The 21,991-nt window shown below is 69.2% G+C and carries 21 protein-coding genes; 13 read left to right on the top strand and 8 right to left on the bottom strand.

What is annotated here, in order from left to right; genetic code table 11:
* Positions 1–30 precede the first annotated feature (30 nt).
* Positions 31–960, bottom strand: a complete 930-nt coding sequence (locus J4Z35_RS00290; RefSeq protein ID WP_243754736.1) for a bile acid:sodium symporter family protein — start codon at positions 958–960, stop codon at positions 31–33.
* A 323-nt stretch (positions 961–1,283) separates the two neighbouring features.
* Here J4Z35_RS00290 and J4Z35_RS00285 point away from each other — a divergent pair, with 323 nt between their 5' ends.
* Entirely contained in the window at positions 1,284–2,672 is a 1,389-nt protein-coding gene (locus J4Z35_RS00285; protein WP_208065248.1) for an MFS transporter, read from the top strand.
* 38 nt (positions 2,673–2,710) lie between these two features.
* Positions 2,711–3,994 carry a TerD family protein gene (locus J4Z35_RS00280; RefSeq protein WP_208065247.1) on the top strand — a complete coding sequence of 428 codons (1,284 nt, stop codon included), beginning with the start codon at positions 2,711–2,713 and terminating at the stop codon, positions 3,992–3,994.
* Between the two features lie 36 nt (positions 3,995–4,030).
* On the opposite strand, the gene J4Z35_RS00275 is transcribed toward J4Z35_RS00280, so the two are convergent.
* Together J4Z35_RS00275 and J4Z35_RS00270 are read right to left on the bottom strand one after the other, a co-directional pair.
* On the bottom strand, positions 4,031–5,290 hold the full coding sequence (locus tag J4Z35_RS00275) for a CapA family protein (RefSeq protein WP_208065246.1): 1,260 nt from the start codon (positions 5,288–5,290) through the stop codon (positions 4,031–4,033).
* 325 nt (positions 5,291–5,615) lie between these two features.
* Positions 5,616–6,206 (bottom strand): inorganic diphosphatase, encoded by a 591-nt coding sequence (locus J4Z35_RS00270; protein ID WP_006943947.1) that lies wholly within the window; start codon positions 6,204–6,206, stop codon positions 5,616–5,618.
* A 126-nt stretch (positions 6,207–6,332) separates the two neighbouring features.
* Here J4Z35_RS00270 and J4Z35_RS00265 point away from each other — a divergent pair, with 126 nt between their 5' ends.
* Positions 6,333–7,730 carry a D-alanyl-D-alanine carboxypeptidase gene (locus J4Z35_RS00265; protein ID WP_208065245.1) on the top strand — a complete coding sequence of 466 codons (1,398 nt, stop codon included), beginning with the start codon at positions 6,333–6,335 and terminating at the stop codon, positions 7,728–7,730.
* A gap of 105 nt (positions 7,731–7,835) precedes the next feature.
* On the opposite strand, the gene J4Z35_RS14655 is transcribed toward J4Z35_RS00265, so the two are convergent.
* Positions 7,836–8,033, bottom strand: a complete 198-nt coding sequence (locus J4Z35_RS14655) for a YlcI/YnfO family protein (RefSeq protein WP_347813530.1) — start codon at positions 8,031–8,033, stop codon at positions 7,836–7,838.
* Between the two features lie 114 nt (positions 8,034–8,147).
* On the opposite strand from J4Z35_RS14655, the gene J4Z35_RS00260 reads away from it, so the two are divergent.
* The 9 genes from J4Z35_RS00260 (at position 8,148) to J4Z35_RS00220 (ending at position 16,850) form a co-directional block, all read left to right on the top strand.
* Positions 8,148–8,657 (top strand): ferritin, encoded by a 510-nt coding sequence (locus tag J4Z35_RS00260; protein WP_208065244.1) that lies wholly within the window; start codon positions 8,148–8,150, stop codon positions 8,655–8,657.
* Between the two features lie 91 nt (positions 8,658–8,748).
* Positions 8,749–9,804, top strand: coding sequence for a zinc-dependent metalloprotease (locus J4Z35_RS00255; protein WP_208065243.1), 1,056 nt, complete (start codon positions 8,749–8,751; stop codon positions 9,802–9,804).
* Entirely contained in the window at positions 9,801–10,862 is a 1,062-nt protein-coding gene (gene tilS, locus J4Z35_RS00250; RefSeq protein ID WP_208065242.1) for a tRNA lysidine(34) synthetase TilS, read from the top strand. Before J4Z35_RS00255 ends, tilS begins: the two co-directional genes overlap by 4 nt.
* A gap of 73 nt (positions 10,863–10,935) precedes the next feature.
* On the top strand, positions 10,936–11,487 hold the full coding sequence (hpt, locus tag J4Z35_RS00245) for a hypoxanthine phosphoribosyltransferase (protein WP_038571717.1): 552 nt from the start codon (positions 10,936–10,938) through the stop codon (positions 11,485–11,487).
* A gap of 237 nt (positions 11,488–11,724) precedes the next feature.
* Positions 11,725–13,773 (top strand): ATP-dependent zinc metalloprotease FtsH, encoded by a 2,049-nt coding sequence (gene ftsH, locus J4Z35_RS00240; protein WP_136788507.1) that lies wholly within the window; start codon positions 11,725–11,727, stop codon positions 13,771–13,773.
* Positions 13,774–13,778: 5 nt separating this feature from the next.
* Positions 13,779–14,372 carry a GTP cyclohydrolase I FolE gene (folE, locus tag J4Z35_RS00235; RefSeq protein WP_208065241.1) on the top strand — a complete coding sequence of 198 codons (594 nt, stop codon included), beginning with the start codon at positions 13,779–13,781 and terminating at the stop codon, positions 14,370–14,372.
* Between the two features lie 20 nt (positions 14,373–14,392).
* On the top strand, positions 14,393–15,352 hold the full coding sequence (folP, locus tag J4Z35_RS00230; protein WP_243754725.1) for a dihydropteroate synthase: 960 nt from the start codon (positions 14,393–14,395) through the stop codon (positions 15,350–15,352).
* Positions 15,349–16,320, top strand: coding sequence for a 2-amino-4-hydroxy-6-hydroxymethyldihydropteridine diphosphokinase (folK, locus tag J4Z35_RS00225; RefSeq protein ID WP_208065239.1), 972 nt, complete (start codon positions 15,349–15,351; stop codon positions 16,318–16,320). The genes folP and folK overlap by 4 nt, the downstream gene beginning before the upstream one ends.
* Positions 16,317–16,850 carry a DUF3180 domain-containing protein gene (locus tag J4Z35_RS00220; protein WP_208065238.1) on the top strand — a complete coding sequence of 178 codons (534 nt, stop codon included), beginning with the start codon at positions 16,317–16,319 and terminating at the stop codon, positions 16,848–16,850. The genes folK and J4Z35_RS00220 overlap by 4 nt, the downstream gene beginning before the upstream one ends.
* A 182-nt stretch (positions 16,851–17,032) precedes the next feature.
* On the opposite strand, the gene J4Z35_RS00215 is transcribed toward J4Z35_RS00220, so the two are convergent.
* The 3 genes from J4Z35_RS00215 to J4Z35_RS00205 all read right to left on the bottom strand — a co-directional run bounded on the left by J4Z35_RS00215 (position 17,033) and on the right by J4Z35_RS00205 (position 20,759).
* The gene (locus J4Z35_RS00215; protein ID WP_208065237.1) at positions 17,033–17,941 is read right to left on the bottom strand and encodes a DUF6801 domain-containing protein; all 909 of its coding nucleotides are present in this window, start codon (positions 17,939–17,941) and stop codon (positions 17,033–17,035) included.
* Between the two features lie 334 nt (positions 17,942–18,275).
* Positions 18,276–19,451: an NADH-quinone oxidoreductase subunit D gene (locus J4Z35_RS00210; protein ID WP_208065236.1), complete on the bottom strand. Its 1,176-nt coding sequence runs from the start codon at positions 19,449–19,451 to the stop codon at positions 18,276–18,278.
* Positions 19,452–19,673: 222 nt separating this feature from the next.
* A complete protein-coding gene (locus tag J4Z35_RS00205; RefSeq protein ID WP_208065235.1) occupies positions 19,674–20,759 on the bottom strand; it encodes a DMT family transporter in 1,086 nt (361 codons plus the stop codon).
* Positions 20,760–20,841: 82 nt separating this feature from the next.
* Between J4Z35_RS00205 and J4Z35_RS00200 the strand changes: the two genes are divergently transcribed.
* Positions 20,842–21,384, top strand: coding sequence for a CGNR zinc finger domain-containing protein (locus J4Z35_RS00200; RefSeq protein WP_074040181.1), 543 nt, complete (start codon positions 20,842–20,844; stop codon positions 21,382–21,384).
* 33 nt (positions 21,385–21,417) lie between these two features.
* Here the strand turns inward: J4Z35_RS00200 and J4Z35_RS00195 are convergent, their stop codons facing one another.
* Positions 21,418–21,885: a hypothetical protein gene (locus J4Z35_RS00195; protein ID WP_074040183.1), complete on the bottom strand. Its 468-nt coding sequence runs from the start codon at positions 21,883–21,885 to the stop codon at positions 21,418–21,420.
* Positions 21,886–21,991 lie beyond the last annotated feature (106 nt).

Genomic DNA, 21,991 nt, shown 5'->3' with positions numbered 1-21,991 from the left:
CCTGCCCGGCGCGCCCGCGGGCCGACGGTGTCAGCCCTGGGACGGCTCGCGTTCGCCGACCGGCTGGCGCGCGAACCACGCCGCGAGGATGGCGCCCGAGACGTTGTGCCACACCGAGAACACCGCCGACGGCAGGGCGGCCAGCGGCGAGAAGTGCACCTTGGCCAGCGTCGCGGCGAGGCCGGAGTTCTGCATGCCGACCTCGAACGCGAGCGCGCGGCGCGCCTTCACGTCGAGCCCGGCGAACCGGGCCGCGATGTAGCCGAGCAGCAGCCCGAAACCGTTGTGCAGCACGACGGCGAGGAAGACGATGCCGCCGACCTTCGCGAGCTTTCCGGCGCTGCCGGCCACGACGATCGCGACGATCCACGCGATGACGAACGCGCTGATCCACGGCAGCGCGGGCGCGATGGCGCGTACGCCCTCGTCGCGGATGACGAGCCTGACGACGACGCCGAGCACGATCGGCACGAGCACCGTCTTGACGATGTCGACCATCATCGACCCCGCATCGACGTGCAGGTACGACCCGGCGAGGAACGCCGTCAGCAGGGGTGTGACGATGGGTGCGACGAGCGTCGAGACCGTCGCGACGGAGACGCCGAGGGCGACGTCTCCCTTCGACAGGAACGTCATGACGTTCGACGCCGTCCCGCTCGGCGCGCAGCCGACGAGGATGAGCCCGACGGCGAGCTCGGGGGAGAGGTTGAGTGCGTGCGCGATGATCCAGCCCGCTCCCGGCATGATGACGTAGTGCGCGGCCAGCCCGATGAGCACGGCCCACGGGCGGCGCAGGACGGCGGCGAAATCGCGCGGCGTCAACGTCAGCCCCATCGTGAACATGACGACGCCGAGCAGGTACGGCACCCACGACGCGTGTGACGTGAACGTTGACGGGCTGTTGTACCCCCACAACCCGGCGATGACGACGACGATCGGCAGCACCGTCACCGCGACCATGGCGGCGCGACGCTGCGCGGGCGTCTCGACGGCCTCGGCGCCGCTCGTCGAGTCGGTGGTGGCTGAGTCGGTGGTCGCCGAGTCGGTGGTCGCGGGAGTGGGGTGCTGCTCGTTCGTCACATTCGTCAGAGTAGAGGCGGGCACCGACAGCAGTTGGCGATGTTCACGCAGCGGGTCCAGCCGTGCCGACGGTGCGAGGTGGGAGGGGCGCGAAAAGCGTTGCCGTCCGGACCTGCTCAGAGCGTCGTGGCTGCGGCGGGGTCGCTCGCATGCGTGGAAGCCTCGGCGAGCAACATCGAGAACCGAACTAAACTGGCGTCACCATGACGTCCCACACCGCCGCGCCCGTTGACACGCCCACCTCGAAACTTGTCGCCCCGCTCGGTGGGCGACGCGCCTGGGCGATCTGGACCGCGGCGGTGAGCGTCTACGTCCTCGCCGTGTTCCACCGCACCTCGCTCGGGGTCGCCGGCATCCTCGCGGCGCAGCGTTTCGGTATCTCGTCCGGACAGCTCGCGACGTTCGCGATGGTGCAGCTGCTCGTCTACGCGGCGATGCAGGTGCCCGTCGGCGCGATGCTCGACCAGTTCGGTTCGAAGAAGCTGCTGGCCGCCGGAACGCTGACGATGACGCTCGGGCAGGCGTGGTTCGCGTTCGCGTCGACGTTCGCGCAGGGCATCGGCGCGCGCGTCCTCGTCGGCATGGGCGACGCGATGATCTTCGTGTGCGTCCTGCGCATCGCGGCCTTGTGGTTTCCGGTGCGACGCGCGCCGATGGTCACGCAGATCACCGGGTTCGCCGGCCAGCTCGGCTCGCTCCTCGCGGCAGGGCCACTCGCCGTCAGCCTGCACAGCCTCGGGTGGCGCACGACGTACCTCGGCGCGGCGGCGTTCGGCGTCGTCCTCGGCGTCGTCATGTGGTTCGTCGTCATCGACTCGCCGACGCACGACGAGCGCCGCGACTCGATCCGCCTGCGCGCCGTCGGGCAGACACTCGCGCAGGTGTGGCGCGAGCCCGGCACGAAGTTCGGCCTGTGGGCGCACTTCACCGCGCAGTTCTCGATGAACGTGTTCATGCTGCTGTGGGGTTTCCCGTTCCTGACGAAGGGGCAGGGCCTGTCCGAGGGTGCCGCCAGCGCGCTGCTCAGCATCATGGTGCTGACGATCATCGTCACGAGTCCGATCATGGGTACGTTCACCGCACGCTTCCCGCATCGACGGTCGGTCGCCGTGTTCGCCGTCGTTCTCACCGTCATCACGCTGTGGACGATCGTGCTGCTGTGGCCCGGCCGTGCACCGTTGTGGTTGCTGGTGCTCCTGTGCATCGCAATGGCGTTCGGCGGACCGGGCTCGATGGTCGGCTTCGACGTCGCCCGCTCGTTCAACCCCGCCGCACGCATCGGCAGCGCCAACGGCATCGTCAACGTCGGCGGCTACGTCGCGTCCGTGACGTGCATCGTCCTCATCGGTCTCGTGCTCGACCACGTCGCCCCCGGCGGCCCGGCAACATACGACGTCGAGGCATTCCGCAAGGCGATGAGCGTGCAGTACCTCGTGTGGGCGCTGGGCCTGGCGATGATGTGGCACTACCGCCGCCGCACCCACGACGTCGTCCTCGCCGACGACGACTACGCGCACCTGCGCGCAGGCGTCTCCCGCCGCCGCACCGAGCGCGCCGGGGCGGACGAACACCGAGGTGCTACCCGCGCGTAAGCCCCTCCGCGGTCGCGAGCCTGTGCCAGGGTGGCGGAATGAACGAGTTGAGCAAGGGGGCCAACGCGCCCCTCGGCGGCACCGGCCTCGCCATCACGGTCGTCGGCACCCAGCCGGGCACGGTCGACCTCATGATGCTGCAACTGACCGCAGACGGGGTCGTGCGCACCGACGACGACTTCGTCTTCTACAACCAGCCCCGCTCACCCGAGGGCGCGGTGCGTCTCGATGGTGGTGACATCACCGTCGACCTGTCCGCACTCCCGCCGCAGATCGAACGTCTCGCCGTCGCCGTCGCGATGGATGACGCGGCGCCGGGCTCGCTCGCCTCGTCCCCGCAGCTCGCCGTCACGATCGACGCGCACGGTGAGCAATACGCCGTCACCGCAACCGGATTCACGAGCGAGCGCGCGGCGGTGCTCGTCGAGATCTACCTGCGAGGTGGCGCGTGGAAGGTGCGCAACGTCTCCGCAGGATGGGACGGCGGGCTGCCCGCGCTCCTGCGCGAGCACGGCGTGAGCGTCGAGAACGACACGCCTCAGACGCCCCTCGCCGCCGCCCCGACAGCTGGACCGCTCCCCGCCACGCCTCCTGCGGCTGCGCCTCCTGCGGCTGCGCCTCCTGTTGCTGCGCCGCCTGCCGCTGCGCCGATGCCGTCGTCGAGCGGCCCGGTCGATCTCGGCAAGCGCACGGGGGCGATCAGCCTGACGAAGGGGCAGCGTGTCTCGATCGAGAAGTCGCCCGTCATCACGGCTCGCATCGAGTGGCCGGCCGCCACCGACTACGACGTCTTCGCTCTCGTGCGCTACGCCGACGGGCACGACGAGACGGTCGCGACGTTCGGGACCAAGGAGGAGCCCCAGGCCACGCAGCGCTCCTCGGACGGCGCCGTCACGCATCTCGGCGACGTCGGACGAGCACGGACGGCACACACCGGTGGGGGACTGTTCGGGCGCAAGAAGCAGAGCCCGCCTGCGCCGATGGCGAGTGAGACGATCGAGATCCGTCTCAACCCGAAGGTCGTGGCGGTGCTGCCCGTCGTGTACTCGGCGCAATCGAACGGCACGGGGTCGTTTCGCCGCTACCAGGTGTCCATGTCGATCGACAACGGCGCCGGCACGAGTGTCCGCATCGACGCGAGCAACGCGAGCGATCACGACAACATCTACACCTGCGTTCCGGGGATCGTCGTCAACAGCCCCGACGGGGTGATCGTCGACTCGCTCGAGTTGTACTCCGCGCCGACCTCGGAACTGCGCCCCGTCCTCGACGACCACCTCACCGTGCACATGGACGCCGGGGGGCTCAACCTCTACAAGTGAGAGTGGAGCGCTCGCTCAGCTGGGCGACACGTCGAGTCAGCTCGCGGGGGTGGCGTCGCACTTGCTGCCGAGCTGCGTCATCGCAGCCTTGACACGGCCGTAGGCGTCGGCGTTCTTCATCGGCGTCGCGAGTTCGATGACGTGCCCGGTGAGGTTGACGTGCGTCGGCTGGTAGGTGAGCTGCTGCGTCACCTTGCCGTCGTCACCCTTCGTCAGCTTCACGTCGACGATCATGCCGTCCTGCGTCGACGGTTTGAGGCTCGAATTGACGCTCGGACCCTGGTTGCTCAGGAAGTTGCCCATGCCGTAGACGACGTACTTGCCGTTGATCTTCTCGCACGACTGCGGCACGTGGACATGCGTGCCGAGGATCGTGTCGACGTCGTCGCTCGCGAGCAGTTTCGCTGCGAGTGCGCGTTGCTCGGTGGAGGCCGGGATGCTGTACTCCTCGCCCCAGTGCATGCTGATGACGACGACGTCGGCGCCCGCAGCCTTCGCCTTCTTCGCGTCGGCCAGGATGCCCTCGGCGGTGACGACGGGGAACTGCCAGTACTTGAGCCACGGCCACTGCGCCGGCACGTGCGTGTTCGATGCGGCCGCGTTGCCGGTCGTGTACGAGTACGCGAGCTGCGCGACCTTGACGCTCTTGACGTCGTACATCACGGCGCTCTGGCCGGTGCTCGGCGTCGGCGTCGGGCCCTGGTTCTTCAGGCCCGCTTCGTCGAGCGATTTCTTCGTCTCGCCGACGCCCTGGATGCCGCGGTCGATGACGTGGTTGCCGACGCGGTCGCAGCCGTCGAACCCGGCACGCTTCAACGATCCGGCGACCTCGTGCGGGACGTTGAAGCTGAGCGTCGCGGGGATGGAAAGGTTCGTGTTCGTCGTCGACAGCGGCGTCTCCATGTGGCAGATCGCGAGATCGAGCGCGCTGATCGGCTTGGTGACGTTGGCGAACATCGGGTCGAAGTCGTAGCCCTTCGCGCCCCTCGCCGCCGCATTGTGCGCGGCGTCGTCGCGCACAGGCACGTGGACGAGGATGTCGCCCGAACCACCGATGTCGATGCTCTTGCCGGCCGCGAGACCCGGCGCGTTCGACGAGCTGGGTTGCGCCGACGACGCGCCCGAGGCGCCCTGAGAACCGCTGGACCCTGACGCGTTGGACGACCCGGCGCCTGACGACCCGCCGCTCTTCGATCCGTCGTCGTTCGATGAGCATGCCGCCGCGCTCAACGTCATGGCCACCGCGAGCACTGTCGCGGCCTTCCGCATGCCGTGGTTCCTCGTCCCCTGGTTCATGTGCCAACGATAGACGGGGTATTGACCGCCGCAGCAGCAATTGAAGGCGTTCCGGTGATGCAGCACTCTCGTGCCCCCGCAGGGGCGCAGACCCGCCTGCGCCCCTGCGATTCATGTCCACATCGGCGAACGGCGTCCACCTTCGCCATCTACGTCCACATCGGCGATCTACGTCCACATTCGCGCAGGTTGGTTGACGCTGCCGAAACCACGTCGGATCTCATCTCGCATCGTCAACCCCACCCAACAGCCAGAACGCGCCGCAGCCCCCGTCCGAACTCGGACGGGGGCTGCGGCGTCGCTGAGCGTGACGCTCAGGGGCGGGTCACTTCGTCGGCTTCTCGGCCTGGGAGTCGCCGGGTGCCTTGTCGATGGAGCGCTCGGTCTCGTGGGCGTCGTGGCCCGGCATCGCCCAGCGCGCCGTCGTCATGCCCTCGGCCTTGGCGCGCTCGAGCGCTTCCTCGACGGTCTTCTGCGCGGCCGCGGCGTCGACCCAGTGCGAGCCCTCTTCGACGGACTTGCCCGGCTCGAGCGCCTTGTACGTCTCGAAGAAGTGCGACATCTCCTTGAGCGTGAAGTCGGAGACGTCCTTGATGTCCGTCACGTGATCCTGACGCGGGTCGCCCGCGGGGATGCACAGGATCTTGTCGTCGCCGCCGGCCTCGTCGACCATGCGGAAGACACCGATGGCGCGGGCGCGCACGACGCAGCCGGGGAACGTCGGCTCGTCGATGAGCAGCAGCGCATCCAGCGGGTCGCCGTCCTCACCGAGGGTGTCCTCGATGTAGCCGTAGTCGGCCGGGTAGTGCATCGCGGTGAACAGGATGCGGTCGAGGCGGATGCGGCCCGTCTCGTGGTCGACCTCGTACTTGTTGCGTGTGCCGCGCGGGATCTCGATGGTGACGTCGAACTCCATGGTTCGTGCCCTCCGGATAGCTGGTGTAATGGTCGTTCCTTAGTGTTCCGTACCGGGGCGCGGATGAAAAACTCGTCATCGACGTGCGATGGCGCGGCAGCAGGACGCGATGAAGGTGGTGCCCCGATGAAGAAGCGGACGTGGGCCGTCAGCGGTGCGCTCGTGGCGGCGCTCGCGGGGTACGGCGCCCTCGATGCCTACGACGTGGTGCCGGGCGTCCTGACGCTCGCGCCGACGGACACCCCCAAGGCCGTGACGGTCGAGGGCAAGACGTATGAGCCGTCGCAGAAGGCCGCGTCGGCGCCGTTGCCATCGGCGAGCGTCGGGGCCGCGCCGAGCGCGAACGAGGTGAAGAAGTCGGTCGAGGCGTCGCTTAAGAACCCGTGGTTCGGTTCGCCGACGGCGGTGACGGTACGCGATGCGTCGACGGGAACCGTTCTCTACGAACACGATTCGAGCAAGGCGACGACGCCGGCGTCGGTGACGAAGCTCGCGAGTGCGTTCGCGATCGCCCATAGCGAACTCGACCTCGACAAGGGGCTGACGACGCGGGCGACGCTCGAGGGCAGCACCGTCGAGCTCGTCGCCGGCGGTGACATGACCCTCGCCGAGGGGGCGGGCGATGCGACGAAGGTCGCCGGTCGCGCCGGCCTCGGCGACCTCGCGGCGCAGAGCGCGGCGGCGCTCAAGAAGCAGGGCATCACGAAGGTCACCGTCGACACGAACACCTCATACGCGCCCGGGCCGAACAAGGCGAAGGGGTGGGAGGACGCGCTGTTCGACTACGGTTTCACGGCGCGCATCACGACGTTGGCGCTCGCCTCCGAGCGCGCCGACAACCGCACCCCGGCCGTCGCCGACCCGACGAAGGACGCCGCGCAGGCATTCGTCAAGGAACTCGGCAAGCGCGGTATCACGGCGACGTACGGCAAGAACGTGACGACGCCGGTGGCGGGGCAGCAGCTCGGGTCGGTGACGTCGGCGCCGGTGCTCGACCTGCTCGGGCTCGCCTTGCAGGATTCGGACAACTCGATGGTTGAGTCCCTCGCCCGTCAGGCTGCGGCGCTCGACGGGGTGCACGGCGATTCGGCCGCGGCGGGCACGTGGGTGACGTCGGTGCTCGAGCGTGAGGGCGTCGACGTCAGCGGCGTGAAGCTCGTCGACACGAGCGGTTTGTCGTCGGGCACGACGCTGCCGGTGCGGGTGCTCGGCGACGTGCTGACGCGCGCATCGACGGGCAAGGATGCGACGTATGCGCGCGTCATCGAGCGGTTGCCAGTCTCGGCGTGGAACGGCACCCTGCACGATCGATACATGCGCGCCGAGTCGCAGGACGGCGCCGGTCTCGTGCGGGCGAAGACCGGGTCGTTGCCTGACGCGTCGTCGCTCGCGGGCCTGGCGACGACGAAGAACGGCCCCCCGCTCGTGTTCGCCGTGACGACGAACGGCACGTTCTCCGACGGCGCCATCGGCGCCAAGACGGCCGTCGACCACCTCGTCGCCGAGTTGACGAAGCTGCCCTGAACTCAGCATGTGTTGACGCTCGGCAGCATGCGTTGTCGAATCGCCGGCTGTCGCGTCGCCGCTCATGCTGACCGTGAATTCAGGCTGCCAGAACGGACGCACCGCTCAGGCGCTACGGCGCAGTTCATGCTCGACGGCTCGCCGGATCCAAGCCGAGACCGACCGATCGTCGGCTTGCGCGGCGCTCTTGACCTCTTCGAGCAGCTCGGCAGGGAAGCGGACCGGAACGGGTGAGCTCAGCCGTCCGTGCCGGGCGCATCGAATCCTCCGAGGCGTGAGCAGGGGTGGTCGGCGCTGGGGCACCCGCGTCCGGTCCGCGACGCTGTCGCGCACGTGGAGGCGACGAACCGCATCGCCGAGATGAGGAAAGCCTCTCTTTCCGTGACCGACATGACGGCCGCGATTAGCCTGGGCGTCATGAAGATGACTGATGCTCTCGAGAAGGCCTTCAACCACCAGGTGACACGCGAGTTCGAGGCGTCGATGGTCTATCGCCAGCTCGCGATCGCGCTCGACGAGATGGACCTGCCGGGCATGGCCGCGTGGCTGCGTCATCAGGCCGACGAGGAGATCGTCCACGCGAACAAGCTCATCGATCACCTGGGCGACCGCGGCAACCACGCTCGCATCGGCAACATCGCCGCCGCCGAGCTCGAGGTGACGAGCGCGCTGCAGGCGTTCGAGTTCGCGCTCGCGCACGAGCAGAAGGTGTCGCAGGCGATCCGCGACCTCTTCCGCGAATCCGAGAACAACGACGACCTCGACTCGCGCCCGCTGCTCAACTGGTTCCTGTCCGAGCAGATCGAGGAAGAAGCCACCGTCTCGCAGATCATCGGACGCCTGAAGTTCATCGACGGCGACGGCCCCGGCCTGCTGCGTCTCGACGCCGAACTCGGCGCCCGCCCCGTCAAGACGACGGAGGTCTGAGCGTGCCGCCCCGTCGTGGGCTCTCGGACTCGACGCCGGGCGATTCGCGACCGTCAAGGGGCTGTCGGCGCCGCGCGGTAGCGTGAGCAGCATGGGTGAACCGAGCTACATCGACTGGCGTTTCGCCGCGACGACGGGCAAGAAACTGCATCGCGGCGGCCCGCGCCTCAGTGCCGCCGAAGCGAGCGACGCCGTCGCCGAACTGCGTGACGCCGCCTGCCGCGCCCACGATCCCGTCGCGCAGACGGCGCAGCTCGTCACGCCCGACGACATCGGCGCGGTGCGCGTCGTCGACCGCAGCGCGTGGGTCGACGTCAACATCGCCTCCCTCGACGGGATGATCGCGCCCGTCGTCGACAAGATCACCGCCAAACGCGCCGCCGGGCCGGTCGCGCGCGCTATCACCGCCAAGGTGAGCGGGGGAGAGGTCGGCGGGCTCATGGCGTTCATGTCGAGCAAGGTGCTCGGTCAGTACGACATCGCACCCGGCGGTACGCCGTCGCTCCTGCTCGTGGCGCCCAACATCGTCCAGGTCGAACGCGAACTCGACGTCGACCCGCACGACTTCCGCCTCTGGGTGTGCCTGCACGAAGAGGCGCACCGCGTGCAGTTCACCGCCGTGCCCTGGCTACGCGAGCACGTCGTCAGCGCCGCCCGAGACCTGCTGGTCGACATGGCGCCGACGCCCGAGGAGATGGCGACGCGCGTCGGCGAGATCGCCAAACGTGTGCCCGAGGCGTTCAAGGAGGGCTCGATGGGGCTGAGCGACATCTTCGCCACCCCCGAACAACGCGCGCGCATGGCCGACCTCGCCGCCGTCATGTCCCTGCTCGAAGGCCACGCCGACGTCGTCATGGACGACGTGGGCCCGCAGATCGTGCCGAGCGTCGAGACGATCCGCGCCCGCTTCGGCGACCGCCGCGCCGGTCTCGGCAACATCGACAAGCTGCTGCGACGCCTCATGGGCCTCGAGGCCAAGATGCGCCAGTACCGTGACGGCGCAGCATTCGTGCGCGGCGTACAGGAAAAGGTGGGAATCGACGGTTTCAACGCCGTCTGGGCCGCCCCCGAGAACCTGCCGACGCCCGCCGAGATCCAGCGCCCTCAGCTGTGGGTCGAACGCATCCACGGGTCGCTGTTCCGATGAGTGGCCCGCACCCCAGCGTCGCTCTGACGCGCCTCGCCGTCCGCACCGCGCTGCAGCGCACGTTCTCGAGTGATGCCGCGGGTGAGCGGCGCGTCGTCGCCGGCGTCAGCGGGGGAGCCGACTCCATGGCGCTCGCCGCGGCCCTCGCGTTCGAGGCGCCGAAGCAGGGCGTCGCGGTCGACGTCGTCATCGTCGACCACGGGCTGCAAGCGGGCTCGGCGGACGTCGCCGAACGCGCGCGCCGCGCCTGCGTCGACCAGCTCGGCTTCGCGGACGACGACGTGCGCACCGTCGCCGTCACCGTCGACGCCGACGCGCCGGAAGGGCTCGAAGCGGCCGCCCGCGCGGCCCGTCGTCGAGCGCTGTTCGACGTCGCGGACGCAGTGGGCGCGGCGCGCGCCGTACTCGCGCACACGGCCGACGACCAGGCCGAACAGGTGCTGCTCGGCCTCATGCGCGGCAGCGGCACGCGAGCGCTCGCCGGCATGCGCGCCGACCGTGCGCGCCAGCTGCGACCGTTCCTGCTCGGCCCCGAGATCGTGCCAGGTGGGCCGGTGCGGCGCGTCGACACCGAGCTCGCCTGCGAAGCGCTCGGCCTCGAACCGTGGCACGACCCGCACAACGACGACCCGGCCTTCAGCCGGGTGCGCGCGCGCCACACCCTCGCGGCACTCGAACGTGAACTCGCGGCACCGACGCTGCGCCGCAGCCTGTTCCGCACCGCGGCCGCAGCCGGCCGCGACGCCGACCTGCTCGACCGCCTCACCGACGAGGCGCTCGCGCGCTCCGCGGGCACCGACGACGCCCGAGCCTGGCCCGCGACGTGGAGTGTCGTAGCGCTGGTCGGGCTCGACCCTGCGCTGCGCATCCGTGCGCTGCGCCGGCTGCTCGTCCTGCACGGCGCCCGCGACGCCGAACTGTCGAGCGGGCACCTGTTCGACGTCGAACGGCTGCTCGTCGCCTGGTCGGGGCAGGGGCCGATCGACGTCCCGGGTAGCGTTGAGGTGCGACGCGTCGGGGGCGAGATGACCATCAGCCCACGCCGCAAGGGAGAATGACGTGGACGGCCGCCCGCGAGCACGCGCGGTGGCGAGCGCCGGCAAGACCGGCAGAGATGACGAGGAGCCGGTGATGGACTCTTCCCAGATGGGAAACGACCTCGAGAACGTGTTGTTCACCGAGGCACAGATTCACGCGAAGCTCGAAGAGCTCGCTGCGCAGATCTGGCGTGACTACGAGGGCAAGGACGTGCTGCTCGTCGGCGTGCTCAAGGGCGCGATCCTCGTCATGGCCGACCTCATGCGAGCGCTGCCGGGCTCGGTGCCGATGGACTGGATGGCCGTCAGTTCCTACGGCTCGGGGACGAAGAGCTCCGGCGTCGTGCGCATCCTGAAGGATCTCGACGCCGACATCTCCGGCCGCCACGTCCTCATCGTGGAGGACATCATCGACTCCGGCCTGACGCTGAGCTGGATCCGCAGCAACCTCGAGTCGCGCAACCCCGCGTCGGTCGAGATCTGCACGCTGCTGCGCAAGCCGGAGGCTGCGAAGGTCGAGATCGACTGCAAGTACGTCGGATTCGACATCCCCAACTCCTTCGTCGTCGGCTACGGGCTCGACTTCGACGAGAAGTTCCGCAACCTGCGCGACATCGGCACGCTCGCGCCGCACGTGTACTCCTGATCGAGCGTCCTCGCGGCGCTGACGCCAGCATCGCCACCGGCCGCGCCGGACGAGGCACGGTTGCGCTGTGCGCGAACCCGCGGCGCAGCGGCGCGTTCAGTGGGCCACACTGTCCTATCGAGACGAATCCGCTGTGGTCGCGCGCAGGGAGCGGGAACATCGCCGCCGCGCCGCGCGTTGGCGGTTTGTTGACTGGCACTTCTTCGATGAGAGGGTCGGGGCTCGCCCCGCAAACAGATGAACGCTAAGAAAATCATGCGCACGCCGGGCCTGTACGTGGTCCTCGCGCTCGCCGTGGCGCTGCTGTTCTACATGTTCAGCAACATCGGCGGGTATTCGCGCATCGACACCTCGCAGGCCATTTCCCTCATCAACGCCGAAAAGGTCGAGAGTGCGAAGGTCACGCCCGACAGCGTCAGTCTGACGCTGAAGGACAAGCAGGACATCGGCAAGCTCAAGGACGTCAAGCGCGTCGAGGCCGACTACGTCGACGCGCGCGGCAAGCAGGTCGTCGACTCCCTGAGCGCGCACACGCCCCCTAAGGGATACACGGACGACCCGCAGCGTCAGGGCATCTTCGTCACCCTGCTGATGAACATCCTGCCGATCCTGCTGCTCGTCGGTCTGTTCTGGTTCCTCATGAGCCAGGCCCAGGGCGGCGGTTCGAAGGTCATGCAGTTCGGCAAGTCGAAGGCGAAGCTGCACAGCAAGGACATGCCGACGACGAAGTTCAGCGACGTCGCGGGCGCCGACGAGGCAGTCGAGGAACTCAAGGAGATCAAGGACTTCCTCGCCGACCCCGAGAAGTACGAGAAGATCGGCGCCAAGATCCCCAAGGGCGTGCTGCTGTACGGCCCGCCCGGCACGGGCAAGACGCTGCTCGCGCGCGCCGTCGCCGGCGAGGCGAACGTGCCGTTCTACACGATCTCGGGTTCCGACTTCGTCGAGATGTTCGTCGGTGTTGGTGCGAGCCGTGTGCGTGACCTGTTCGCGCAGGCCAAGGAGAACAGCCCCGCCATCATCTTCGTCGACGAGATCGACGCCGTCGGCCGCCACCGCGGCGCCGGCCTGGGCGGAGGCCACGACGAGCGTGAGCAGACGCTCAACCAGCTTCTTGTCGAGATGGACGGCTTCGACGACCGCACGCGCGTCATCCTGATCGCGGCGACCAACCGCCCCGACATCCTCGATCCGGCGCTGCTGCGTCCCGGCCGTTTCGACCGTCAGATCGCGGTGGAGGCGCCCGACATGGGCGGCCGCCACCACATCCTGCAGGTGCACGCCCAGGGCAAGCCGATGGCGAAGGACGTCGACCTCATGTCGGTCGCGCGCCGCACACCGGGCTTCTCCGGTGCCGAGCTCGAGAACGTGCTCAACGAGGCTGCGCTGCTCACCGCGCGCACCAACGGCACGATCATCACGAACGAGGCCCTCGACGAGGCGATCGACCGCGTCATGGCGGGCCCGCAGAAGAAGTCGCGCCCGATGAGCGCGAAGGAGCGCAAGGTCACCGCGTACCACGAGGGTGGCCACGCCCTCGTCGCCGCGGCGATGAACAACACCGACCCGGTCAGCAAGATCACGATCCTGCCGCGCGGGCGCGCGCTGGGCTACACGATGGTGCTGCCGACCGACGACAAGTACTCGACGACGCGCAACGAACTGCTCGACCAGCTCGCGTACGCCCTCGGCGGCCGTGTCGCCGAGGAGATGGTGTTCCACGACCCGAGCACCGGTGCGAGCAACGACATCGAGAAGGCCACCGACATCGCCCGCAAGATGGTGACGCAGTTCGGCATGAGCGAGAACGTCGGCGCCGTGCACCTCGGCAACTCCGGCGGCGAGGTCTTCCTCGGCCGCGACATGGGCGGCAACAACCGCGAGTACTCCGAGCAGGTCGCCGCGATGGTCGACGTCGAGGTCCGCAAGCTCATCGAGGCCGCACACGACGAGGCCTGGCGCGCGCTCAACAACAACCGCGACATCCTCGACGCCCTCGTGCTCGAACTGCTCGAGAAGGAGACCCTCGACGCGCCGCGCCTGGCTGAGATCTTCTCCGCCGTGCGCAAGGAGCCGGTGCGTGAGGTGTGGCTCTCGAGCGAACAGCGCCACGTCAGCACACGCGGCCCGGTCATGACGCCCGCCGAACAGCGCGCCATCGACCTCGGCAAGAACCCGCACGCCGACGAGCGTCCCGACGGCGAGATCAGCCTCTACCCGCCCCAGCCGCCGGCCGGCCCTGGCCTGCAGGGCCCCAGCGATGTCGGGCCCGGCCTGGGTGACTGAGCGCCGTGGCTGAGACGCACGACGTGGCCGGCGCCGAGGTCGACCTCGCGCGCCTCGAATCGGCCGTCCGCGAGATCCTGCTCGCGGTCGGGGAGAACCCCGACCGCGAGGGGCTCGTCGAGACGCCCGCCCGCGTGGCACGCGCCTACGCGGAGATCTTCGCGGGCCTGCGACAGAACCCCGAGGACGTGCTCGTCAAGACGTTCGACGTCGACCACGAAGAGCTCATCCTCGTGCGTGACATCGAGGTCTACTCGACGTGCGAGCATCACCTCGTGCCGTTTCACGGCGTCGCGCACGTCGGGTACATCCCGTCCACGTCCGGCCGGGTGACGGGGCTGAGCAAGCTCGCGCGGCTCGTCGACGTGTTTGCGAAGCGCCCGCAGGTTCAGGAGCGGCTGACGACACAGATCGCCGACGCGCTCGTCGACCACCTCGACGCGCAGGGCGTCATCGTCGTCATCGAAGCCGAGCACCTGTGCATGTCGATGCGTGGCATCCGCAAGCCGGGCGCGCGCACGATCACCTCGGCCGTCCGCGGTCAACTGCGCAACCCCGCGACCCGCGCCGAGGCGATGAGCCTTGTCATGGGCAAGTGACGCACTCGTCGGAGGAACGCATGAGTGAGATGCGCACGGATCGTTCGTCTCCGGGTGATTCGAACGGCAATGCGCTCGACGGTTCGTCGCCGCGTGCGGATGGACCGGTGCGGCGTCCGCTCGTCATGGCAGTCGTCAACGTCACGCCCGACTCGTTCAGCGACGGCGGACGCTGGTTCGACGCGGCCGCCGCGGTCGAGCACGGCCTGCAGCTGGTGGCGCAGGGCGCCGACATCCTCGACGTCGGCGGCGAGTCGACCCGCCCGGGAGCCCAGCGGCCCAGCGCCGACGAGGAGGCCCGACGCGTCGTCCCCGTCGTGCGTGAACTGGTCGCCGCGGGTGCGCGCGTGAGTGTCGACACGATGCGGGCGAGTGTCGCCGAGGCCGCCGTCGCTGTCGGAGCGGACATCATCAACGACGTCAGCGGCGCGCTCGCCGACCCAGGGATGCGCGACGTCGCCGCCGCGAGTGACGCGACGTTCGTCGCGATGCACTGGCGCGGGCACTCCGTCGACATGCAGCAGCACACGGCGTACGACGACATCGTCACGGATGTGTGTCGCGAGCTGGCCGAGTCCGTGGCCGCGCTGCGGGAGGCCGGCGTCCGCGACGAAAGGCTCGTCGTCGACCCCGGCTTCGGGTTCGCGAAGACGGCCGAGCAGAACTGGGAACTGCTCGCGCGCATGGGTGAGTTCGACGTCGACGGGTTGCCGGTGCTGTGGGGCACGTCGCGCAAGAGTTTTCTGGGCGTCGCAGGGCGGACGCCGCAGCTCATCGCGGACGGCGCGTCCGTCCCGCCCGCCGCGCGCGACGCCGCGACGGCCGCAACCAGCGTCCTCGCCGCCCAGCACGACGCATGGGGGGCGCGCGTGCATGACGTGCCGTCGACGCTCGCAGCGCTCGACGTCGTCGCCGCGGCGCGCGGGGCCGTGGCGCCGCGGTCGGCCGGGGAGCGAGTGGGCGGAGGCAGGCCCCGATGAGTGACCGAATCACCCTCACCGGCCTTGCCGTGACGGCGTGCCATGGCGTGCTCGACTTCGAGAAGCGCATCCCGCAGCCGTTCGTGCTCGACATCAGCCTCGAGGCCGACCTGGGCCCCGCGGGCCGCAGCGACGAACTCGAGGCGTCGCTGTCGTACGCCGACGTCGCCGCGCGCGCCATCGAGGTGTGCTCCGGCGAGCCGGTCGATCTCATCGAGACGCTCGCCGAGCGCGTTGCCGACGCCTGCCTCGCGTGGGAGATCGTCGAGGCGGTCGACGTCACCGTCCACAAGCCGCACGCTCCCGCAGGTGTCGCGTTCACCCCGTCGACCGGGGCGTTGGCAGGCCCGTCGGTGAGCATCCGCCGCGAGCAGCGCCGCCGGGTCGTCGTCGCGATGGGCACGAACCTCGGACGGCGGGTCGCGACGTTGCGCGCGGCGCTCGATTCGCTGCGGGCGCTCGAGGGGTTCGAGGTGACCCAGGTGTCTCCCCTCGTCGAGACCGACCCCGTCGGGGGCGTCGCGCAGCCCGACTACCTCAACGCCGTCGTCGTCGGCGTCACCCGGCTCGCGCCGGGGCATCTCATCCGCGAGCTGCATCGCATCGAGGCCGATCACGGCCGCGTCCGCGGTGAGCGCTGGGGCGCGCGCACCCTCGACCTCGACGTCGTGACGCTCGGCGAGGCCGGTCGCGAGGACGAGATCGTGCTCGCCGACGAGCGCGACGGGGTGCAGGCCGGCGCGGCGGACGCGTCGTGGTCGCCCCTCGCCCTGCCGCACCCGCGGGCTCATGAGCGCGCGTTCGTGCTCGTCCCGTGGGCCCAGGCGGCGCCGTGGATGGCGGTGCGCACCCCTGACGGCGTCCTGCCGCTGCTCGACGCCGTGCAGCGCGTCGATGCATCCGGGGTGCGCCGCGGCCCGTCGTGGGACGACGACGACCACATCGACCTCGAGGAAGGCCTGACATGAAGCCCGTCCGACCGGTCACCGCCGTCGTTGCGGGGCTGCTCGTCGCGCTCATCAGCGGCGGCTTCCTGCAGCTGATGCGCAACAGTGGGCGTGCCGCGCCACAGCACTCGTGGTGGGAGGTGCTCGTCGTCCTCGCGGCGTGCGGGCTGCTCGTCGCAGGCGGATGGCGCATCCGCGACGAGGTGCGCGCCCGCACGAAGGCGAAGAAGGAAGCGGACGCCGCGCGCCGCGCCGGGTCCGACGAGAGCGAGATCCGCGCGGCCGCCGCAGCCGTCGTCCAGGGGCGCGAGACGGTGGCGCCCGACACGGCCCGACGTATCGTCGTGCTCTCGCAGACGGCCGCCATCGGCGGGGGCATCCTTGCGGGGTGGTACGCAGGGCAGAGCGCCGGCCAGCTCGCGCGCCTCAGCGTGCCCTCGGTCCGTTCGGCCGTGCTGCTGCTCGGCGTGCTCGTCGTCAGCTCCGTCGTGCTCAGCGCGCTGGGGTTCGTCGTGCAGCGTTGGTGCACGATTCCCGACGACGAACGCTGACGCGCAAGCCCGCTTCCTTGCAGGGTGGATCGGTGGGCGGCTGCACGCGTCGACCGTGAACCGCGCAGGTGGTCAAGAGTTCGCGGCCGCTTCACAGCCTGCCGCATGACGATGGGGCCCGTTCGTGGTGAACGAGCCCCATCGTCATGCGGGGCGCAGGCGCTGAGGCCCGTCGGCCGGTGTCAGTTCTCTCGACGTCCGGCGAACGCCGCGCCACCGATGGCGACGACACCCGCCGCAGCGAGGCCGATGCCGGCGAGGTTCATCGAGTCGTGACCGACGTAGTCGGTCTCGACCTTCGGGCCCTGACCGCCGCCCGTCGTGTGCGACGGCGACGGCATCGCCGTGGAGCTGGCCGTGCTCGTGGACGGCGCCGTCGGGCTGGTGCTCGTCGTGGTGCTCGTCGACGTGCTGGTCGAGCTCGACGACGTCGGGCTGGTCGAGGTGGACGTCGTCGGCGACGTGCTCGTCGACGGGGCAGCATTACCGACCTTGATCGTCGCGATCGTCGTGTTGGCGCCCGCTGCCGGTGCGCAGCTGATGTTGAGGATGAAGCCCGAGTCCGTCGTCTGGTTCGACGTGAAGCTGCCGGCCTTGACATCGACCGTGCCCGCCGCGGCCGGGGCCGTCTCGGCCTGGCCGGTGCCCTCCGCGTTCGTCACGATGCCGCCGCTCGCGGGCACCGAGACCTGGGGGATCGTCAAGTCGACAGAGCGGGCGGTGCCGCCGAACGTGTACGCCGCTGCCGCCGTACCCTCGATGGTCTTCACATTGAGGCCACGCAGCTGGTCTGCGGCGTCCTTGCCCGTCGTCACCTTCGCCGTGATCTTCGGGGCGGGGATCGCCGCGCCCGGTGCCACATTGGTGGGCACAGCTGCGGTCATCGTCACGGTCCACGGGTCCGTGAAGGTTCGCTCGAGGCCCTTGTTCGTCAATTGGCACTTGTAGTTGATGGACGAGGTCGCAGCGGACGCAGTGCTCGCCGTGGTGGCCATGCCGATGAGGGAGGCGCCGCCGACGAGGCTGAGCGCGCCAACCGATGCAAGACCGCGGCGGGTGCGAGAGGCGGGGCGAACTGAGTGCTTGCTCATGGAAAACAACTCCTGAGGGTCGAAACAGGGGGGCGACGGGCGCAGGCCCTACCTGAGCGTAACCCCATGTGACGTGACACACATCGCTTTTGCAGCAGCCCACCTACGGAAGCGTAGGTTTTCTCGGTGCGCGAGACGAGGGCCGCGCGATCCGGCGTGGCTCGGACGAACGATGGGGCGGTGTCGCTGCCTGGCGCTAAGGCCGGGCCCGTACCGTGCGCAAGGGCTGCATCTACTTGTCGATATCTGATTGACAAATGAGACCCACCTCGCTGCGCCAAGGCCGGCATGCTCCGCAAGCTCCGACGTCGGCCTCAGCTCCGCTCGGCGGGACTCATTTGTCTATGTCCCCGACCACAAAGAACATCGACCCCAAGATCGCCACCATGTCGGCCAAGAGTTGCCCCCTCATCACCTCGCCGAGGCAGGCCATGTTGTTGAACGACGCCGAACGCAACTTCAACCGCCACGGCGTCTTCTCACCCCGCGACACGATGTAATACCCGTTGAAACCGAGCGGGTTCTCCGTCGCCACATACCCATCGCCCTCAGGCACCTTCAGCACCTTCGGCAACTTCACGTTCACCGGCCCCTGCGGCAGGCTCCTCAGCACCTCGATGCAGGCGTCCGCGAGATCGAGCGACACATGCGTCTGATCGAGCAACACCTCGAGACGAGCCAGCGAATCACCCTCGGAGCGCGTGATGACGCGCCCCGGCCCGCCAGGAGTGAACAGCTCACCGTAGGCGAGATATGGGTCGTCGCGGCGCAGGTCGACGTCGACGCCCGACGCGCGCGCGATCGGCCCGGTGATGCCGTACTGCTCGACCATCTCGCGAGAAACGACGCCAACGCCCTTCGTCCGCGCATTCAAGATCGGGTTACCGACGATGAAACTCTCGATCTCCGGCATGCGTGAACGCACGAGAGAAACGGCCGCCGCGGCGCGATCGAGCCACCCGGCCGGAATGTCGTCGCGCAGGCCGCCGACGCGGTTGAACATGTAATGCAGGCGGCCGCCCGCGATTTCCTCCATGACGCCTTGCAGCTCTTCGCGCTCACGGAACACGTAGAACATCGGCGTGATGGCGCCCAGTTCGAGTGGATACGAACCGAGGAACATGAGGTGATTGAGCACGCGATTCAATTCGGAGAGCAGCGTCCGCGTCCACGTCGCGCGCTCAGGCACCTCCATGCCCAGCATCTTCTCGACGGCGAGGGCCACGCCGATCTCACTGCTGAACGCCGACAGCCAGTCGTGACGGTTCGCGAGCACGAGGATCTGACGGTAGTCGCGCACCTCGAACAACTTCTCGGCGCCGCGGTGCATGTACCCGACGATCGGCTCGCACTTCGTGATGCGCTCACCGTCGAGCGTGATGCGTAGGCGCAGCACGCCATGTGTCGCCGGATGCTGCGGGCCGATGTTGAGCACCATGTCCGACGTCGCGAGCCCACCCGCGCCCATGCCGACGGTGAGTTCACGCGGGGACGACGCAGGAGACGACATGCCCCCAGTTTGCCAAACCCGACGACGCCCGCCGCGGCGCCGCGCCCTGATGGAGTGGGGCACGTGGACGTCGAGGCGTGGCGACGTGGCAGACGGCGACGTGGTGAGGTGACCTGGGGGCAGTGGTGGCCGAGTTGCGGCTGAGGACTGACGTCGCGCGTAGCGCCGGGGCGATTCCGGGCCGAGGCGACAGCGTCGTGGCGGACGTAGGCCCTCAGCGGCTCAGCGCGTGACGCACTCTTCGTCGAGCGTGGGGCGGACGTCGTCGAGCCAGCGTTCGATCTCGGCGTCGTGCTCGGCCGCGACGACGGGGCCGAAGCTCTCCGCGTGACGCGACTCGTCGATGCGCACGAGCACGACACCGCCGACGATGAACGCGCCGCCGACGACCTGGACGAGCGTCGGAGCCTCGCCGACGAACATCCACGCGAAGGCGACGGCGAACAGCACCTCGAGCAGCGAGATGAACGACGCGACCGTCGTGCCGAGGGCGCGGGCGGCGTAGATGCCCGTCGCGTAGGCGAGGGCCGCAGCGATGAGCGCGAGGCCGAGCACCGGCACCCAGAACGGCATCTGCGAACCGGCGAACGTGACGTCGGCGGTGCTCACCGAGACCGGCTGCACGCCGAGTGCGCACATCGCGAGCAGGATGACGGCGCCGACGCTCATGCCGCCACCGGCGAGTGCGATCGGGGGCAGCTCCGACTCCTCATCACCCGCGATGACGAAGTACACCGTCAGGCACAGCGCGGCGCCGAGCGCCCACGCGATGCCGATGGGGTCGACGCTGAAACCGTTGAACACGTCGAGCACGAACAGCAGCCCGACGATGGCCGCAGCCGTCCCGGCGATCGTCAAGCGCCGCGGGGTGCGGCCGTAGCGCGCCCACGCCCAGCCGACGAGCAGCATCGGCGCGAGGTACTCGATGAGCAGTGCGACACCGACGCTGACGTGCGTGACGGCGTTGAAGTAGAACAGCTGGCAGCCGGCGACGCCGAAGATGCCGTAGAGCACGATCGGCTTGATGTTGTCGCGCAGCACGTGCCAGCGCCCACGCAGCGCCATCGCCGTCGGGATGGCGAGCGCGAGCGCTGCGATGCTGATGCGGGCCGCGACGGCCGTGACGGGCGTCCACCCGGAGCCGAGCAGGGCCTTCGCGAACGAACCGGACGTGCCGAACGCCGCACACGAGACAATGGCGATGATGAGGCCCATGCTCGTGTGGGACATCGCGCCGGATCGGCCCGCGCGCCTGCGGGTGGCGACGGGGATGGGCTCGATGTCGTGTGCGATCTGGCTGGGAGCCATGGGGAACACCTCCAACTCTCGTGTAATTGGTCAAAACCAGGAACGCCGGTTACGTTAGACCTGGAAGAGGTCAGGAGTCAAAATGCCCTTTGGTCATGACACGGAGGACGGTCTGCTGTCCGTCGCCGCGCTCGTCAACACCGCCACGCCCGACGACACCCTCACCGAGGTCGCCGACCTCGACGCCTTCGTCGAGTCCTGGGGGTACACCGGCACGCACGAGCGCACGCACGCCGAACTCGACGAGGTGCGCGCCCTGCGCCCCCGATTCCTCGAGGCGTGGTCGCTGTCGCGCGACGAACTCGTCGCGTTCGTCAACGAGGTGATGCTGCAGTACCGCGCGTTGCCGCAACTCGTGCGTCACGACGAGTGGGATTACCACCTGCACGCGACGCCGTCCGACGCGCCACTGGCGAGCCGCATGGCGGTCGACGCCGTCATGGCGTTCGTCGACGTCATCCGCGCCGACGAACTCGACCGCCTCAAGATGTGCGCCGGTGACTGTGGGGGAGTGCTCGTCGACCTGTCGAAGAACCGCTCCCGCCGCTACTGCGATCGCGGGTGCGGAAACCGCGCCAACGTCGCCGCCTATCGCGCGCGCAAGGCGGCCGAATCGGTGTCCTGACGCTCGGCTCCGCTCGGCCCTGTCGATGCCGCGTCAGTCGTCAGCACCTTCGCCGAGGTCGGGCAGCCCGTTGCGCGCGAGGCGCCGTCGCGAGATCTCGTAGCCGACGTTCGTGCCGACGAGCATGAGCGCGCCCGCGACGAGGGTGTAGTACCAATTCGCCGAACTGAAGTCGAGCATGACGCAGAGCGCGACGGCGATGAGGGAGACGATGCAGATCCACGTCGTGACGGGCGCGCCGGGCAGGCGGAAGTCGACGACGTGAGCGTCGCCGCGCGCGACCGCGCGCCGGTAGCCGAGGGCCGTGACGAACGGTGACTGCGATCCCGAGTACGCACTGGTCGCCATGAGCATCGACAGCGCGAGGATCGAGCCGAGGTAGAACACGCCGAGGTGCACGACGACGGAGTTTATGTCCGCGGCATCGATGAGCGCGGGCCCCGCGGCCGACAGGCGTTCGCCGGTGCCGAGGAACAGCCCGACCTTGATGGCGCCGCCCATGGCGATCATCTGGATCTGCGGGTTGCCGAGGGACTGCTTGTACCCGGCGTCGCCTCGATCCTCGTACGTCGCCTCCTGGGTGCTGGACGCGTCCTGTTGGCTTGCG

This window comes from Dermacoccus sp. NHGro5, assembly GCF_017565385.1.
GTDB classification, from domain to species: domain Bacteria; phylum Actinomycetota; class Actinomycetes; order Actinomycetales; family Dermatophilaceae; genus Dermacoccus; species Dermacoccus nishinomiyaensis.
This window is presented reverse-complemented; position numbering and strand designations above follow the sequence as displayed.

Coding starts and splice junctions, on each gene's coding strand:
- J4Z35_RS00200 (WP_074040181.1), top strand. CDS start 20,842: ATGCCCTTTGGTCATGACACGGAGGACGGTCTGCTGTCCGTCGCCGCG.
- J4Z35_RS00215 (WP_208065237.1), bottom strand. CDS start 17,941: ATGAGCAAGCACTCAGTTCGCCCCGCCTCTCGCACCCGCCGCGGTCTT.
- J4Z35_RS00285 (WP_208065248.1), top strand. CDS start 1,284: ATGACGTCCCACACCGCCGCGCCCGTTGACACGCCCACCTCGAAACTT.
- J4Z35_RS00275 (WP_208065246.1), bottom strand. CDS start 5,290: ATGAACCAGGGGACGAGGAACCACGGCATGCGGAAGGCCGCGACAGTG.
- J4Z35_RS00220 (WP_208065238.1), top strand. CDS start 16,317: ATGAAGCCCGTCCGACCGGTCACCGCCGTCGTTGCGGGGCTGCTCGTC.
- J4Z35_RS00195 (WP_074040183.1), bottom strand. CDS start 21,885: ATGGGCGGCGCCATCAAGGTCGGGCTGTTCCTCGGCACCGGCGAACGC.
- J4Z35_RS00265 (WP_208065245.1), top strand. CDS start 6,333: ATGAAGAAGCGGACGTGGGCCGTCAGCGGTGCGCTCGTGGCGGCGCTC.
- folK (WP_208065239.1), top strand. CDS start 15,349: ATGAGTGACCGAATCACCCTCACCGGCCTTGCCGTGACGGCGTGCCAT.
- J4Z35_RS00210 (WP_208065236.1), bottom strand. CDS start 19,451: ATGTCGTCTCCTGCGTCGTCCCCGCGTGAACTCACCGTCGGCATGGGC.
- J4Z35_RS00270 (WP_006943947.1), bottom strand. CDS start 6,206: ATGGAGTTCGACGTCACCATCGAGATCCCGCGCGGCACACGCAACAAG.
- J4Z35_RS00255 (WP_208065243.1), top strand. CDS start 8,749: ATGGGTGAACCGAGCTACATCGACTGGCGTTTCGCCGCGACGACGGGC.
- J4Z35_RS00205 (WP_208065235.1), bottom strand. CDS start 20,759: ATGGCTCCCAGCCAGATCGCACACGACATCGAGCCCATCCCCGTCGCC.
- ftsH (WP_136788507.1), top strand. CDS start 11,725: ATGAACGCTAAGAAAATCATGCGCACGCCGGGCCTGTACGTGGTCCTC.
- J4Z35_RS00290 (WP_243754736.1), bottom strand. CDS start 960: ATGGTCGCGGTGACGGTGCTGCCGATCGTCGTCGTCATCGCCGGGTTG.
- J4Z35_RS00280 (WP_208065247.1), top strand. CDS start 2,711: ATGAACGAGTTGAGCAAGGGGGCCAACGCGCCCCTCGGCGGCACCGGC.
- hpt (WP_038571717.1), top strand. CDS start 10,936: ATGGACTCTTCCCAGATGGGAAACGACCTCGAGAACGTGTTGTTCACC.
- J4Z35_RS00260 (WP_208065244.1), top strand. CDS start 8,148: ATGAAGATGACTGATGCTCTCGAGAAGGCCTTCAACCACCAGGTGACA.
- folP (WP_243754725.1), top strand. CDS start 14,393: ATGAGTGAGATGCGCACGGATCGTTCGTCTCCGGGTGATTCGAACGGC.
- tilS (WP_208065242.1), top strand. CDS start 9,801: ATGAGTGGCCCGCACCCCAGCGTCGCTCTGACGCGCCTCGCCGTCCGC.